Annotated in this window: 13 protein-coding genes; 7 read left to right on the plus strand and 6 right to left on the minus strand. The window is 56.6% G+C overall.

Annotation, left to right across the window (positions count from 1 at the left end; translation table 11 throughout):
* Nucleotides 1-147: 147 nt before the first annotated feature.
* Complete coding sequence (locus EAW56_RS13150) at nucleotides 148-273, minus strand: hypothetical protein (RefSeq protein ID WP_275432988.1); 126 nt, start codon at nucleotides 271-273, stop codon at nucleotides 148-150.
* A gap of 186 nt (nucleotides 274-459) precedes the next feature.
* Between EAW56_RS13150 and EAW56_RS09955 the strand changes: the two genes are divergently transcribed.
* From EAW56_RS09955 to EAW56_RS09980, 7 genes are read left to right on the plus strand one after another with little or no spacing between them, the layout of a single operon-like run.
* Entirely contained in the window at nucleotides 460-1,014 is a 555-nt protein-coding gene (locus tag EAW56_RS09955) for an NYN domain-containing protein (RefSeq protein WP_095279043.1), read from the plus strand.
* Nucleotides 1,015-2,934: an N-6 DNA methylase gene (locus EAW56_RS09960; RefSeq protein WP_095279044.1), complete on the plus strand. Its 1,920-nt coding sequence runs from the start codon at nucleotides 1,015-1,017 to the stop codon at nucleotides 2,932-2,934. It abuts the gene before it with no gap.
* A gap of 10 nt (nucleotides 2,935-2,944) precedes the next feature.
* The gene (locus EAW56_RS09965; RefSeq protein ID WP_095279045.1) at nucleotides 2,945-4,531 is read left to right on the plus strand and encodes a type I restriction-modification system subunit M; all 1,587 of its coding nucleotides are present in this window, start codon (nucleotides 2,945-2,947) and stop codon (nucleotides 4,529-4,531) included.
* The gene (locus EAW56_RS09970; RefSeq protein ID WP_095279046.1) at nucleotides 4,531-5,670 is read left to right on the plus strand and encodes a restriction endonuclease subunit S; all 1,140 of its coding nucleotides are present in this window, start codon (nucleotides 4,531-4,533) and stop codon (nucleotides 5,668-5,670) included. Before EAW56_RS09965 ends, EAW56_RS09970 begins: the two co-directional genes overlap by 1 nt.
* Before the next feature lie 4 nt (nucleotides 5,671-5,674).
* A complete protein-coding gene (locus tag EAW56_RS09975; RefSeq protein WP_122086373.1) occupies nucleotides 5,675-8,851 on the plus strand; it encodes a type I restriction endonuclease subunit R in 3,177 nt (1,058 codons plus the stop codon).
* Nucleotides 8,852-8,903: 52 nt separating this feature from the next.
* Nucleotides 8,904-9,386, plus strand: coding sequence for a hypothetical protein (locus EAW56_RS12605; RefSeq protein WP_147453281.1), 483 nt, complete (start codon nucleotides 8,904-8,906; stop codon nucleotides 9,384-9,386).
* 18 nt (nucleotides 9,387-9,404) lie between these two features.
* A complete protein-coding gene (locus tag EAW56_RS09980) occupies nucleotides 9,405-9,971 on the plus strand; it encodes a hypothetical protein (RefSeq protein ID WP_095279048.1) in 567 nt (188 codons plus the stop codon).
* Between the two features lie 455 nt (nucleotides 9,972-10,426).
* Here EAW56_RS09980 and EAW56_RS09985 read toward each other — a convergent pair whose 3' ends face one another.
* The 5 genes from EAW56_RS09985 to EAW56_RS10005 form a co-directional block, all read right to left on the minus strand.
* On the minus strand, nucleotides 10,427-11,764 hold the full coding sequence (locus EAW56_RS09985; protein WP_122086379.1) for a GntP family transporter: 1,338 nt from the start codon (nucleotides 11,762-11,764) through the stop codon (nucleotides 10,427-10,429).
* Nucleotides 11,764-12,672 carry an NAD(P)-dependent oxidoreductase gene (locus EAW56_RS09990; RefSeq protein ID WP_122086374.1) on the minus strand — a complete coding sequence of 303 codons (909 nt, stop codon included), beginning with the start codon at nucleotides 12,670-12,672 and terminating at the stop codon, nucleotides 11,764-11,766. The genes EAW56_RS09985 and EAW56_RS09990 overlap by 1 nt, the downstream gene beginning before the upstream one ends.
* 34 nt (nucleotides 12,673-12,706) lie before the next feature.
* Nucleotides 12,707-14,125, minus strand: coding sequence for a four-carbon acid sugar kinase family protein (locus tag EAW56_RS09995; protein ID WP_122086376.1), 1,419 nt, complete (start codon nucleotides 14,123-14,125; stop codon nucleotides 12,707-12,709).
* A 106-nt stretch (nucleotides 14,126-14,231) separates the two neighbouring features.
* Nucleotides 14,232-14,939, minus strand: coding sequence for a FadR/GntR family transcriptional regulator (locus EAW56_RS10000; protein ID WP_122086378.1), 708 nt, complete (start codon nucleotides 14,937-14,939; stop codon nucleotides 14,232-14,234).
* Between the two features lie 9 nt (nucleotides 14,940-14,948).
* A partial coding sequence (locus EAW56_RS10005) for a UDP-galactopyranose mutase (RefSeq protein ID WP_279629698.1) occupies nucleotides 14,949-15,625 on the minus strand: 677 nt, incomplete at its 5' end.

Genomic DNA, 15,625 nt, shown 5'->3' on the forward strand with positions numbered 1-15,625 from the left:
GCATCGACCCCGGTGAACGTCACTCGTTGGAAATTCGGCGCGACACGTTCACTACGGAGGACGGTTGCAAGGAAAGGCCTAAAACTCACCCTGCAGACTATATAGGATTGCCTTACCTAAAGGAAGAAGGGCGGGCTGTCGGCCCCCTTAGTGCCCGCGTGCCTGGTTCAGTGCCTCGCCGTCCTCGAAGTGCGGGCGCAGGTGGTTATCAAACAGGGACAGCGCCGCGCCGATGGCCATGTGCATGTCCAGGAAGGTAGTTAGCCACCTCATGCAGCATCCACTCAACGTTCACAACCATTATAAACATAGCTAAACGCGATAATCCCAGAGACACTCATGGAACAAAGTGCCGTCAACCAGGCCTTTTGGAGTGTGAACATACATAGATTTGCACCAAGTGCGAACGTAGGTTACAGTTCATCTTGTTAGTCGAAGAGCCAGAAAGGACCTCAACGAATGAACGCACTAGCACTCGCCAAAACGCCGCAGCAACACCCCAACCCCCGCCGCCTCATCCTCATTGACATTGAAAACTTCAACGGCGGCCCGATTCAAAGCTCAGCCCAGGCCAAGTGGTGCAAAAAGATGCTCACAGTCTGGCTGGGACTTAAAGAAGGCGAAATCGTTGTCATTGCATCCGACAAGGGCGGGATCCTAGATGTGAACGCAGGTTGGAAAGGGCCCCGCCTACTCGCAGGAATAGGGTCAGACGGCGCAGACCATCGATTAATCGACGAGATTATGCACATGAACCCCGGACAGTTCGACGAGATAGCGCTCGTCTCCGGAGACGGAATCTTCGCAGAGCCAGTAGCCCACGCGGCAGAATTGGGAGTGCCAACCAAGGTGTATTCCCACGGCTTTCAACTCTCCACACAGCTTCGGCTCGCCGCAGCCGAGGTACACCTAGCAGAGGACGGCTACGCACGGGTCAGAACCGATCAGCTCACCACCTCCGAAGAACACACGAACGTTATTCAACTCCACCGACACGTTAAGGAGACAGCCTAAATGGTTGCGACCACCGGACACCTCACTCTCAAGGACATCGCAGAGCTCGCCCAAGTCGGCCGCCCGGCGGTGAGTAACTGGAGAAAGCGTTACGATGACTTTCCAGCCCCTGTAGAAGAGTCAACTCCACGTAAACCCCTGTTTGAGGCAGCCTCGGTCATCGAATGGCTCAAACGTAACGATTTCTTCCCTGAAGACGCCGAACAGGAGCTACAAGTCACCGCCCTGTGGGCCGTCGCAAATCTATTGCGAGGCGCGATCCCCGTTGAAAACTACCCGTTGGTACTGCTCACGCTATTGGCGCTGGATAAAGACCCCGCGTTTCAGCCCTCGGATGAATTCGAAAAACTCCGGTCCCGCATAAGCGCTAAAACCATCGAAGACGTAGAGAATGGCATCGCCAATCTGGATTTAAAGGACTACGACAAAGCTGCTCAGCTTATAGTCGACCGATTCCTAGGCATCAGATCACGTGGAGCTCGCAGCCAGTATGGGACCTCCAGGTCTCTTTCCAGCGCAGCACTTGCGGCAGCCGCTTCGACTACGACCAAGAACGTGAAGACCGTATTGGACCCCGCCTGCGGAATTGGCGGGACCCTCCTTAGCGCCGGGAAGCATGCACCAACGGCGCAGCTCGCGGGTGTAGAAATCGATCCCTATTCCGCTAGCCTGGCCCGACTGCTAGTACACCTCACAGAGCAGAAAGCCAGCATCAAAACCGGCGATTCCCTTCGCTACGATCCGTTTTCCGATGTCCAGGCTGATCTCATCGTCTGTGAACCTACGATAGGTATGCGCTTTGCGGGAGAGGAGCTAGATCACCTACAACGTGTTTTCCCAAATTACCCGTTGAGGGGACTCATGAGCGACGACCTCTTCCTACTTTATTGTGTGCAACACCTAGCTACCGACGGGCGCGCGTACGTTATTACGGGGTTGGGCACAACGTTCAATGATCGATTCAAGGAACATCGGCAGCGCCTCACAGCGAAAGGACAAATCGAAGCTGTCGTACAACTCCCTGGCGGGATACTCTCTGCGTCGCGTATTCCAGTTGCACTGTGGGTACTAAGTACAGGGGGTGTCAGAGAACCGTTGCTCATTGATGCTTCTGGCCAGGAGCCGGAATCTGTCCCCCAGCGAATTGCAGATTGGCTCACCGCCGCACGTAACAAGCAAGACACGGACGTGCTGTACAAGGCAGTTTCCTTGGCAGATGTCGTTACCAACGACGGATCGCTTCACCCGTCAACCTATCTCGTTCAGCCCACCGACCCGAACGACGCAGCCGCCGAGTTCGATGCCGCTTTCCAACGCCTACAAACAACCACAAAGGACTTCATGAATATCTCCGCCCCCCGCGTCTCCGCAGATACAATCCCGCCTTCAACCACGTCCACCACTATGGGCGAGCTCGTCAACGCCGGTCACTTCATTCGTATTGCCGGTAGCCACCGCTACGACGAAAGCCAGTCCACGGGCAGCGCCCGTCTCGCAACTCCAAACGACAATGTGGCCCCCGCCTTTGTCAATGACTTCGATCCCGAAGATTTACTGCAACCTGGTGACATCCTGATGCCGCGGTTGGGAACCGCCCCGGCGCGAGTTCACGAGGACGATGGCCAAAATTGGGTTCCTTCAAGGCATTTCATAGTGTTCCGCGCTGCATCCGATGCCTACGACCCGTACTTCATCGCCGCGTGTCTCAACGCCCCGATGAATTCCGACAGTCGTGGCCGGGTGCCACGTCGAAATCCAGTAGCACGTCTTGTCATCCCAGAGCTCAACCGTGATCAACAGGCGGTCATTGCAGAGACGCAGCGTTCGCTCGACAGCGCCCGCTCGGCTGCACACCAGCTTGAGCGCGAAACCAAACACGCGAGCGAAGCCCTGATCAATCTTGTCTTCGCAGGAAAGTAGGATCCCAGATATGACTCCGACCCCCGTCAAAGAATTCCAGGATACTCTGTGGAAAGCAGCCGATAAGCTGCGCGGTTCCATGGACGCTTCCCAATACAAGGACATCGTCCTGGGCCTTGTGTTTCTTAAGTACGTCACCGATGCTTTCGATGCTCGCCGCGAGGAACTTCGAGCTGAACTCGAAGAAGACGGCGTAAGTGAGGAGGATATTCTCGAGGACCTCGAAGATCATGACGCTTACTTGGAAAAGAACGTCTTCTGGGTAGCAGAAACAGCCCGCTGGGATTACCTCAAGCGCCATTCCAAGGGCAAGACTGAAGGCGCTGGTGGTGAGTTTAAGAGCATCGGCAAACTTATCGACGAAGCTGCCGAAGCCCTCATGGCCGATAATCCTTCGCTGGAAGGCACGCTGCCGCACAATTACAACAGCGATAGCGTGGATCAGCGTCGCCTGGGTGAGCTCGTGGACCTGTTCAGCACCACTCGATTCACCGCAGAAGGACCGGAGCGCGCCCGCGATCTGTTGGGGGAGGTATACGAGTACTTTCTCGCGCGCTTCGCATCTGCAGAGGGGAAGCGCGGCGGCGAGTTCTATACCCCGCGCTCAGTGGTGCGGACGCTGGTGGAGATCCTCGAGCCGACCGAAGGCCGCGTCTATGACCCATGTTGTGGTTCCGGTGGCATGTTTGTTCAGGCAGAAAAGTTCCTCGACGCGCATGATAAGGACCAGTCTGCGATTGCTGTCTATGGACAGGAACTCAACGAACGCACGTGGCGCATGGCCCGCATGAACCTTGCCATTCACGCTTTAAGCGCGAGCGGTCTCGGCGAGCGTTGGGGCGATACTTTTGCCCGCGACATCCACCCAGGCGTGGAGATGGACTATGTGCTGGCCAACCCGCCATTCAACATCAAAGACTGGGTACGCAGCACCGACGATAAGCGCTGGATTTACGGCGTGCCGCCGGAGCGCAATGCCAATTTTGGCTGGATGCAGCACATCATCTCGAAGCTGAGCGCTCAGGGTGAAGCCGGCGTCGTCATGGCGAATGCCACCATGACTTCAAACACGTCGGGTGAAGGCGAGATCCGTAAGAATATGCTCGAAGACGATATCGTGTCGTGCGTGATCGCACTGCCGACTCAACTATTCCGCGGCACACAGATCCCGGTGTGCATCTGGTTCTTCGCCAAGGACAAGGGTGTCGGTTCTAAGGGGGCCATCGACCGCCGCGGTCAGTTCCTTCTTATCGACGCACGCTCACTCGGCCACATGGTTGACCGCACCGAGCGTACTTTCTCGAATGAGGATATCCAGAAGCTCGCAAACACGTTCCACACCTGGCGTGGCCGCTCATCCACCGAGAGCGAGTACAACGACGAGCTCGGCTTCTGCAAATCTGTGTCGCTCGAAGAGATTCGCGAAGCGGACTTCACACTCACCCCAGGCCGTTATGTCGGGTTCGTCGAAGACGAAGAAGACGAAGAACCGATCGACGAAAAAATCACACGCCTTCAGGCAGAACTGAACGCCGCTTTAGACGAATCCGCACGCCTCGGCGTCGTTGTCCGCGAACAGTTGGGGAGGTTGCAATAATGCCCTGGACAGAAACCACTCTGGGAGAATTAGTCACGCTCCAGAGGGGGTTCGATCTCCCGACCAAGAGCCGTATCCCTGGTAATGTTCCAGTTCTTTCTGCCGGAAAGAAAATCGCAAGTCATAACCAAGCAAAAGTCGCCGGCCCCGGTTTTGTCATCGGGCGAAGCTCAAACCTCGGCATTCCAAAGTGGAGTGACACGGACTTTTGGCCATTGAATACAACACTGTTTGCTAAAGATTTTAAAGGCAATAATCCAAAATGGCTCTTTTATCTATTCCAAACAATTGATTTGACCGGTTTTAATTCGGGAACCGCCCAAGCTTCTCTGAACCGTAACCACATTAGTGGTTTCAGGGTGACTGCTCCATCTAGGCCTGAGCAAGACCGCATCGTTGATGTCCTTGGTTCTCTCGACGACAAGACCACGGCAAATAACCACGTGTTGGCGGTTATAGACGAAACTATTCAGGCTTTGTGGCAAGTTTCGGCCACTTTCGATGCGGATCTTGTCTGTCTTGGCGATGTGGTTGAGTTCAACCCAAAAATTTCCGTCCCAAAGGGCACGTTGGTTAAAACCATCGAGATGAAAAACCTACCTGAAAGCGGGTTTTCTGTACAAGAATGGGTTTTCCGCGAAGCTAAAAGTGGATCCCGCTTTCAAAATGACGACACACTTCTTGCCCGAATCACCCCTTGCTTTGAGAACGGCAAATGTGGATTCGTAGACTTCCTCTCCACTGACGAGGTCGGCTCTGGGTCAACGGAATTCATTGTGATGCGACCGCCATCAGGAGTTCCACCCGCAGCCCCTTACGCAATAGCCAGGTCAACGGATTTTCGCACCTTCGCAGAACAAACGATGACAGGAACTTCTGGTCGGCAGAGAGTTCAACATGGTGATTTAGGGGCTTACGAAACTGCTTGGCCTAGTAAAGAAAGTCTTACCACTTTCGACTCCGCGACTTCTCCTTTGCTCAAGCTCGCTAGAAAAATAAGAGATGAGAATCTAACGCTCACCAAAACCCGCGATGAGCTGCTTCCGCTGCTGATGAATGGCAAGATCACAGTAAGAGAAGCGGAACAGGAAGCAACTGCTGCAGGTACAGAAACCCTGGATGAGGAACACGAAGTCTAGAACCATGATGTACAGCGAAGCAATGTTCGAAGTCGATGCACTTGACCTGCTCGGCGAACTCGACTGGAAGCCTGAGGAAGGCAAAACGCTCGCTCCCGGCAGTGGCGAGCGTGAGAACTGGCGCGACATCGTGCTTCGCGGTCGCCTCCTCAACGCACTACGCAATCTAAACCCCGAAGTACCAGACGAGTACTTGAGACAAGCGATGGCAGAAGTGATCACACCCCAGTCGCAAAGCGCGATCGCCGAAAACCACCGCCTACATGAAATTCTCGTAGAGGGATACCGCGGGATTGAATATGTCGATGCAAACGGAAAGCGTCAGAACCCAACCATCACGTTCTTCTCCCGCAATCCATCCAAGAATGACTACATTGCGGCCAACCAAATCACCATCCGTAACCTGGACAAAGAGCGTCGCTTCGACGTCGTGCTCTACGTCAACGGGATGCCGCTGGCCATCATTGAGCTGAAACAATCAGGATCCACCGCGACCGTCGAAGACGCCTACAACCAGTTGCGAACCTACGTCGAAGAGTTCCCGCTTGCTTTCCGCTTCGCAAACGTAGTTGTCGCATCCGACGGCATCGGCGCGCTTTATGGAACGCCATTCACCCCACGCGAACACATGAGCAGCTGGCGCGTCGACGACGACGGCAATCCCTTCGAACAGGGGCCACTCATCGTCGTGGACGGGGAAGGAATGACCGAGTTCGACATGCTCATGTGGGGCCTGTTCAATGTCGAACGCTTCGGCCAGATCTTTGTGGACTTCACCGCATTTGACGAAATCGACGGCGAGCTCCGCATGCGCGTGGCAAAACCCCACCAGTATTTCGCAGTGACGAAAGCTGCCGGCAGGACTATCCAAGCAGCGAGGAGCGACAAAAAGGCCGGCGTTGTGTGGCACACAACCGGGTCTGGCAAGTCTATGGAAATGGAAATGTACACCGCGAAGATCATGCGCGACGCACGGATGGACTCCCCCACTGTCGTCGTATTAAACGACCGCAACGAGCTAGATAAACAGCTTTTCGACACATTCTCCGTCTCAACGCTTCTGCCTGAGTCACCAGTCCACATCACTAGCCGTGAAGACTTGCGTGAACAGCTCAGTCAACGCCAATCTGGTGGCATTTACTTCGCCACTTTGCAAAAGTTCGGTTTGCAAGGAAAAAACGACGACCGCGAGCTGGAACACCCAGTACTTTCTGAGCGACACAACATCGTGGTTATCTCGGACGAGGCTCACCGCTCCCACTACGGATTCGGCGACACCAACGCGGATGGCTACGCACATCACCTCCGTACCGCACTGCCGAACGCCACCATGATCGCGTTCACCGGCACCCCAATCGACGAGTGGGACCGAAACACCCGTAACGTATTCGGTGGTGAAATCGACGTCTACGACATGAATCGGGCCGTCACCGATGGTGCCGTGGTTCCAGTCTATTTCGAGCCCCGCCTCATCCCCCTCGAACGGATTCAGGGGATTACGGATGAAGATATCGACGAAGCAGCCACCGATATCCTCGCCGACATTGACGAAGAAGATCGGGAGAAGGCACAGCGCTCAGTCGCCGTGCTGAACACTATTTACGGATCGGAGCAGCGCCTCACCACGCTTGCCGAGGACTTCATACGTCATTGGGAAGACCGCCGCGAAAACATGCGGCAGTTCATTGGCGCGCCTGGCAAAGCAATGATCGTGGTACAGACCCGGGATATAGCGGCCAACCTGTACGAAAGAATCATCGCACTCCGCCCAGAATGGCACAGCGACAACGACCTCGATGGCAAGATCAAAGTCATCTATTCCGGTTCAGCATCCGACCCTGCTCACCTGCAGAAACACATCCGTAACCAGAGCCGAATGGACGCTATCAAGGACCGCATGAAAGACCCCGATGACGAGCTCGAAATTGCCATCGTCCAGGGCATGATGCTGACCGGGTTCGATGCACCTCCGCTACACACGCTGTATCTGGACCGCCCGCTGAAAAGCGCGCTGCTGATGCAAACACTCGCCCGGGTCAATCGGAAGTTCCGCCAAAAGGAAAGCGGTCTCCTCGTTGCCTACGCGCCACTCATCGACAATCTCCAGGCAGCAATCGCCGAGTTCACAAAGAGTACGACCGAAGAAGACGAGAAAGTAGTCGGCCAAAGCATTGAGGAAGCACTGAAGATCGTACGCGGGTTCGTCGAAAAGCTCGATGCTCTCGCTGGCGAAGAATGGCGGGTGCTCGAGGCAGCCGGTGAGCAACGCAAAGCACGCCTCCAACTACTTGCAAAGCTCCGCGATCCAAAGACTGCTGACGAGAACGGCCGCTACCAACTCGCGAAGCAATTCAACGAATTAGCTGGCAAGCTCGCTCGAGCATGGTCACTGGCATCAGGTAGCCCCAACGCCGACGAATGCCGTAGCGACGTGCGTTTCTACTCCGACATACGCAATCAACTCATCAAAATGGACGCTGCAGACCGGCGTGCCAACGGCGAACCACTCAACGAGGAAGTCCTTACGCTGCTCGGCCAACTCGTCGTTGACTCAAGCGCGTCTTCAAAGGTCATCGACATCTATGAAGAAATTGATCGCGACCTGCCAAACCTTCAAGACCTCAACATCGAAGCACTTCAACTCGAAAAGCACGGAGATTCGAGGACCGCGCTACTGATCGACGCCCTTCGTCGCGACCTCCTCCAAGAGTCTCGCGCAGCCACCGGCAACAACGAAGTACGCGCGAAACAGTTTTCCGAACGCATCCGCGAACTGATGAACCGCTATACCAACCAGCAGCTCACCTCCGCCGAAGTCATCGCTGAGCTGATCGAGCTGTCAAAGGAGATCGTGGCGGAAACTCAACGTGGCGAACAGTTTCACCCACCGCTGAACAATGACGAACTTGCGTTTTACGACGTTGTTGCTTCCAACGGCTCGGCCGACGAAGTGCTGAGCGACGATGTCATCGCCCAAATCGCCCGCGACCTCGTGAAAACGTTGCGCCGCGACGCCAAGACTGACTGGACCGTGCGCGACGACGTCCGCGCCAAACTTCGGCGCTCCATCAAGACCTTGCTGCGCAAGAACGGATACCCACGAGAGCAACGCAACGAGGCAGTAGTGCTCGTTCTGGAACAGATGGAGCGATTCGCTCCACGCTGGTCGGAGGCGGCGTAATACGACTAATAAGTTTCAACTTTTTTAAAGAACTACCCATGAAAGGGAAAACATGAGTGGGCTTACGCCATCGCTTGTCATCTATCTCATGAAATCTGGCCAGCGACAGACAGACATCGCCCAGAGCTACGGCGTCACTCGCCAGTACGTGAATAAGCTCGCCAAGCAAGGCGGTCATATTTCGCCTATCACTACTGTGAGGGAAAACATGCCTTGGGAGGTCGATCCAGAGCTAGCGAGAAACTCAACCATCGTATCTTTTCGCCTGGTGGGCCATGCTGCGGTCGCTCCGGATAATTTAAGCGAAGAATCCCTAGAACGCGCGAACAGCCTAATACGGCGCCTCAAGACATATAACGTAGTTGTGGATTACGATCCGACCTATCCTCCGATTATTGGTTTAACAAGTACACCTGGCGCAAAATACTTCCCCCGCACCGAGGCCGACGAAGATTTCATAATGAAGATTAGACCGGGTGTCCTCGTCACCCCTTTGGGCAACAGAATCTGGCGCTTACCGAAGCAACTTCTTTAGCAAGAAGGACCACGCGATATGTCAATGAACGAAAGAATCATTAATGCCGCGCCCGGCCCGAATACTACCCGTGAGAATCTCGTTCTCGTCCGACAGATCGAAGCTATACGCGTGGCGTTGCGATTGTTCGACAGGCAGTTAGAAGCTACTGCCAAAGAGGCGCTGGAGTCAACGTCTAGAACAGTTTCATTCGATGTGCCACGGAGGCGATTCCTCGAGGAACTCACGAGCATTTGCGAAGGGCACCGATACGAGAAGATCCGCAAGGAAGCAATGAAGTTTAAGCCCCAGAAGGGGCGTGAGTCTTCAGTCAACGGCGATACTTCCAGCAGTTTTAGATCCCGACAGAAGTATGACGGGTCGGAGTCCGAAGCTGAAGCGAAGAAAACCGGCAAGCCCAAACAAACGCTGAGAAAACTCCCGAGCTCACTCCATTTGACCGCGCTCAACTGTTGGTCGACCGCGAAGCAGCTGATGTTCGACTTCTTTATGAAAAAGAACGAGGTGCACTGCTGGACACCCTCAAACAGATCCGAGAGGGTGCAGTCCCGGCAACACAGAAACCGGAAACGCTCGACAAATTGAATGAAGTCGAAAAGAAATACTCACGCATCTGGCGCAGGCTCGAATCCGGCGTGAGGGGCGCCGAAATTCTTGAATCCATCACAAGAAAAAACCGCAGCAGAAACAAAAGGGGCCGTAAGAACAAGAAATCGGCTGTTGCGCAGAAAGTTAGCTCCCCCAAAACACGGATGCGCCGAAATTCCTCGATGAATGATTTTCAGTTAGCCATTCGTCGGCTAGATCAAGAAGCTCGGAGGCAAGAGGACTTGGCAGCGAAGCATCGAGAACTGCAGTCAATGGTCTGGACTCACCCTTACCGGGCTAATAGTACTGCAACCGACAGAGTGTATAGGACCTCAGGATTCCGTAACCCCAGGGCCAAGGAATAATGTATTTGGCCCTGGCGGGCGCTATCGCGCGAGTACCGGAGATACTCAAGCCAGATACCTAGCAGCGCCCGTTGTTCCGAATCGCCTCTACACTACCGCGTATACGGCCCAAGTAAGCAGGAAACCGATGAGCCCAAATACGGTAGACACAATGGTCCAGTATCGGAGACCCTGTTTGACGCTGAGGCCAAGGTACTTAGTCACGATCCAGAAACCGGAGTCGTTGATGTGGCTGAGGCCCAGGCCACCGAAGCCTATAGCAACCATAATGAGGGCAGCTTGGACGCTGCTCAGACCAGCGTCCGCGATGGGCTGAGCCACGAGACCTGCGGTGGTGAGAAGCGCCACCGTTGCGGAGCCCTGCGCGGCGCGGAGTGCAGCGGTGAGCAAGTACGCGGTAAGGATGAGCGGGAGGCCGCTGCCGGCGAGGAGGTCCGAAAGGACCTGGCCGATGCCGGATTCGACGAGCACGTTAGCGAACGCGCCACCAGCGCCAGTAACGAAGATGATTACAGCTACAGCCGGCAGGGCGGAGTCCAAGACTTCCGAAGATTCCTGACGGTTCCAGCCACGCTGACTACCAAGCACGAACCAGGACACAAGCACAACGGTGAGGAGGGCCACCGGGGAGGCACCGATGAAAGCGGCGACATCGCGGGCGACGGACCCCTCCTCAAGCACCATTGCACTGGTAGTGCCCAGCATGATGAGAATGATCGGCAGGAGAATCAGACCAATGATCGTCCATGGCGACGGTGGATTTTCCACCTCAGTAACGCCTGCGTCTTCGACCGGGGATGTAGAGCGCCCAATGGCGCTGACGTCGATGCGGCGGGTAACCAGGTAGCCCAACGCCACAGTAACTGCGGCGATTGGCAGGCCGATAGTGAGAAGGAGACCAGCATCGCCCTCGAGCAGCTCAGCTACTGCAACGGGGCCCGGGTGAGGTGGCACCACAACATGGACGGTGAGAAGTGCTGCGGCAACGGGCAGCCCGATCTTGATTGGGTTGATGTTGGCTACGGCCGCGAAACCGAAAGTAATCGGCGCGAGAATAATGAAGCCGACGTCGAAGAATACCGGGATGCCAAGGATGAAGGCGGCGATGACCACGGCAGCGACAATGCGTTTACGGCCGAGTTTGCCGGTGAAGTACTGGGCGAGGGCTGTCGCACCACCGGATTCTTCAATAATCTTGCCCAACATGGCGCCAAGGCCGACAACCACTGCGACGGAGCCGAGAGTTTTGCCCACACCGCCAGTGATCACGCCGACAGACTCGGCCAGCGGGATGCCGGAGAGCAGTGCTGTGGCAAGGGAAACCAGGAGCAAGGCCACGAAGGCAGGCATGCGCACCCAAATCACCAGGGCAAGCAGAACGGCAACGGCCGCGAGCCCAAGCCAAATGAGACCAGTTCCGGTGATCATGCGTTGTCACCCTTCGGGCCGCTCGGGGAGGCAATCGTGATGATGGAGGAATCGTCCTGCGCAGCCATGCCGCGAGCGAACGCCTGCAGGTACTGCTGCTCGGCAGAGGCAGCAACAGGCACAGCGATGCCAGCGGACTTCGCGGCAGCGGTGACGATTCCCATGTCCTTGACGAAGATGTCGATGCGGCTCTTTACCTCCGCCCCCTCCTCGGTGTAGGCGTCCAGCATGCGCTCACCGCGATCGCCCAGCATGAAGGAAGCCGCAGCACCGCTCATCAGGGCATCCAGCGTAGCCTTCTGATCCAGACCAAGCTCGCCTGCCAAGGCGAGGGCCTCACCGGCAGCAGCAATGTGCACGCCACAGAGCAGCTGATTTACGGTCTTCAGTGCTTGCCCTTTGCCAGGATTGCCACCGACAATCACAAGATTGCCGGCCATGGCCTCAAGAACATCGCGGTAACGGTCGACCACTGCAGGCTCAGCACCGACGGTGACCAACAGATCACCTTCGCCGGCACGGACCGGGCCGCCGGAAACGGGGGCGTCGATAAGTGCAATTCCCATTTCTGCGAGCACCGCTGCGGTTTCTTCTACGGCTGCGACACCAACGGTGGAGATCAGCAGGATCGCGGCACCGTCCTTCATGCGGTCGGCAACGCCGGCTTCTCCGAAGAGCACCTCGGTAAGCTGCGCGTGATTGCGCACGGCAAGCAACACCACATCAGCGCCCTCGACGGCATTGAGCGCGGTGTTGAATACCTCCAGGCCAGCCTCGCGGCCGAGCCCCAAGCGTGCTTCGTCGATATCCACGCCGCGCACGAAGAAGTCGTGGTTACGCAGATTCGTGGCAATCGGCAGGCCCATGGCGCCGAGGCCTACGACGGTGATGATGTGCTGTGACATGTTGAGCTCCTTAAAGTTAAGTGTTTGCAGTGGTTTAGTTGTGCTCCGTAGAAAGGGCGGCGACGACCTCGGCGAGCGAGTCATCGGAACCCACGTTTCCGGCGAAGACGATGTACGGTACGCCAGCGGCAGGGCCGTCGAGCAGCTGCCACATGGAGATGATTCCGGGCTGCATCGGACCGATAACCATCGCGCGAGTCATCTCCAGCCCCTTCGACGCGACGTCGGAAGACGTGATGCCTCCCTTCGCAATCACGAATGCGGGTGTGACGCGATTGACTACGCGGTTAACCACCGTGACCAGGGAATCGGAGACCTTGCGGGCAATTGCAAGCGACTCATCCGGGGTTGCGCCACGTACGAGCTCACGGGAGGTATGGAAAATGACGTTGCCACGGGTGAGTAGCTGCTCAATCTTGGCGGAGAGCTCCGCGATATAGTCTTCGCTGCCCTCCTCGATCACGCGCGCGACATCCATCTCCACCACGGGCGCATCGTCAGTCTTCTTCAACCGTGCAAGCTGACGTGTAGTGGTGGGCACATGCGAGCCAATCACGATCAGACCACCGTCGACGTTGTCAGTGTTTTGTCGCAGTTCAGCCACACGCTCCGGGTGCACCGGCTCCGGTACATCTTGGCCAATCCGCGCACGCACAAACGGCGGACCGACGCGGTAAATGAAGTTCTTACCTGCACGTTCAGCCGCAATCAGACCGAGTGACAGCAAACGCAGATCATCTTCCGTGACAATGTCCACCGCGATCGGGACGCGGTCGCGTGCTTCGAGCAGTCGCTTTTCGACGCCTCCCGGCTCCCCCCGCACCACGTCTAGAGGGATCTCAATCACGTCGGCGGCCTTCACTGCGCCATCAGTTTTCTCTTCCACCCAGTCAGCGATGCGGGAGTGCTTGTACCCAAACGTGGCGTCCTGGGCGAATTCGGTGTCTTCCACCTTTTGGTAGCCATCCGTGTCATTACCGGCGTAGTGCACACCACCGACAGTGATACGGCCGGCATCGCCGAAAGCGGGAACAATGATGTAGCCGTCGATACTCTGTCCATTCGCCTCGGCAACTTCTGCAAGCGTATCCGGCTCAAGCGGATAGTGGCCGCGCAGCGTGGAGTCAGACCGGGACACGAACGCAACCTTCTTATCCAACTTCTTCGCTGCGGCGATCGCGGCGTGCGCGACATCAAGGTTGATTGCTCGAGCATCAACCGGGTCAAGCGAACGGGAGTTAGTCATGACATAAATCGCCGAGACGTCCTGCTGGAGCGCCCACACCATGTCGTCCTCTTTCCAGCGGGTCAGCACCGGGAGGTCAGCAACTGATTGAGTACCCGTCGGATCATCGTCCAGCACTACCAACGTGGTATCGGTGGCAGGAATGTCTGATGCGGGAACTCGAATCGGGTCGGGGTAGTCCGCAAGCAACGTCTGCAGGGAAACCATTGTGTCTCGCTTTCTTTGGCCAGTTCCTCAGACCTCTGAGGAGTTACCCGCAGCGTAATATATAGATCGCATAGCACCCTAAAATGTGATCTGCGACACTAGTAAATTACCCCCGATCGCAAGGGGAGTCGGAACCCCGCAAATCTTCCCAAGTCTGATTCATGTGCGCGCGCATGGCATTTTTTGCCCCCTCAGCATCCCCCGCCGAAATCGCTTGCAGTATCTCCCGGTGATGCCAGTCCGCGCGGGCACGCACCTCAGGATCCGCTGTAGTCCTGCGCCGAGATTCCGCCAACGCTCCCTCGAGTGGCCGCATCACGGACATGAGAAATGGATTCTTAGTGGCACGGAGAATTTGATTATGAAAGTCCACATCCGCCCTGTTCGCAGCCTCAAGATCTCCAGCTGCGGCCGCCTCCGAAAACCGCTCGAGACAAGCCTCGAGCTGAGCGATATCTTTCGTCGTTCGATTGTTGGCGGCATGGCCACATGAGCCAACCTCAATCATTCGACGCACTTCGGTAAGCCGCTCATCCACCTCAGACTGAGGCAAGACCTGGCGCCACACTTCAACCAGAGTTTCCACATCGCGCCACTGAGCGCGTGGCAATACGAAGGTCCCACGCCCATGGACCACCTCTAGGACCCCTCGGTCCGCTAACGCACGGACCACTTCCCGCATAGTCGGCCGAGAGACTTCGAGAAAATCAGCAAGCCCTTGCTCACCAGGCAAGGCTTGCCCCTCAGAGAAATGGCCACTTGCTATTGCGTTGACCAGCTTCTCAATCCCCGCAGTCACCAGATCCCGTCGCACGTTTGCTTCCTAGTGCCCGCGTGCCTGGTTCAGTGCCTCGCCGTCCTCGAAGTGCGGGCGCAGGTGGTTATCAAACAGGGACAGCGCCGCGCCGATTGCCATGTGCATGTCCAAGTACTGGTAGGTGCCCAGGCGACCACCGAAGAGCACCTTGTTCTCGCGGGACTCCTCGGCAGCAAGCTCGCGGTACTTCTTCAGCTTGTCGCGGTCCTCGGGCGTGTTGATCGGGTAGTACACCTCGTCGCCGTCCTCGGCGAAGCGGGAGAATTCCTTCACAATCACCGTCTTGTCGGCAGGATAGCTATCCTGCCGCTCCGGGTGGAAGTGGCGGAACTCGTGGATGCGGGTGTACGGCACGTCCGCGTCGTTGTAGTTCATCACCGGGGTGCCCTGGAAGTCGCCGGTCTCCAGCACTTCGCGCTCGAAGTCCAGGGTGCGCCAGCCCAGGTGGCCCTCAGCGTAGTCGAAGTACTGGTCCACGGGCCCGGTGTAGACCACGGGGGCGTCGGGGGATTCGGCGCGAAGCTCATCGCGGAAGTCGAAGTAGTCGGTGGACAGTTGGACGTCGATAAGCTCATGCTCCGCCATCTTCTCCAACCAGGCGGCGTAGCCGTCGACCGGCAGGCCCTCGTAGGTGTCGTTGAAGTAGCGGTTGTTAAAGGTGTAGCGGACCGGGAGGCGGGAGA

Source organism: Corynebacterium gottingense (genome assembly GCF_003693265.1).
GTDB classification, from domain to species: Bacteria; Actinomycetota; Actinomycetes; order Mycobacteriales; family Mycobacteriaceae; genus Corynebacterium; species Corynebacterium gottingense.

Excerpts from the sequence above, each read along its gene's own strand:
- EAW56_RS13150 (WP_275432988.1), bottom strand. The coding sequence starts at position 273 with ATGAGGTGGCTAACTACCTTCCTGGACATGCACATGGCCATCGGCGCG.
- EAW56_RS09955 (WP_095279043.1), top strand. The coding sequence starts at position 460 with ATGAACGCACTAGCACTCGCCAAAACGCCGCAGCAACACCCCAACCCC.
- EAW56_RS09960 (WP_095279044.1), top strand. The coding sequence starts at position 1,015 with ATGGTTGCGACCACCGGACACCTCACTCTCAAGGACATCGCAGAGCTC.
- EAW56_RS09965 (WP_095279045.1), top strand. The coding sequence starts at position 2,945 with ATGACTCCGACCCCCGTCAAAGAATTCCAGGATACTCTGTGGAAAGCA.
- EAW56_RS09970 (WP_095279046.1), top strand. The coding sequence starts at position 4,531 with ATGCCCTGGACAGAAACCACTCTGGGAGAATTAGTCACGCTCCAGAGG.
- EAW56_RS09975 (WP_122086373.1), top strand. The coding sequence starts at position 5,675 with ATGATGTACAGCGAAGCAATGTTCGAAGTCGATGCACTTGACCTGCTC.
- EAW56_RS12605 (WP_147453281.1), top strand. The coding sequence starts at position 8,904 with ATGAGTGGGCTTACGCCATCGCTTGTCATCTATCTCATGAAATCTGGC.
- EAW56_RS09980 (WP_095279048.1), top strand. The coding sequence starts at position 9,405 with ATGTCAATGAACGAAAGAATCATTAATGCCGCGCCCGGCCCGAATACT.
- EAW56_RS09990 (WP_122086374.1), bottom strand. The coding sequence starts at position 12,672 with ATGTCACAGCACATCATCACCGTCGTAGGCCTCGGCGCCATGGGCCTG.
- EAW56_RS09995 (WP_122086376.1), bottom strand. The coding sequence starts at position 14,125 with ATGGTTTCCCTGCAGACGTTGCTTGCGGACTACCCCGACCCGATTCGA.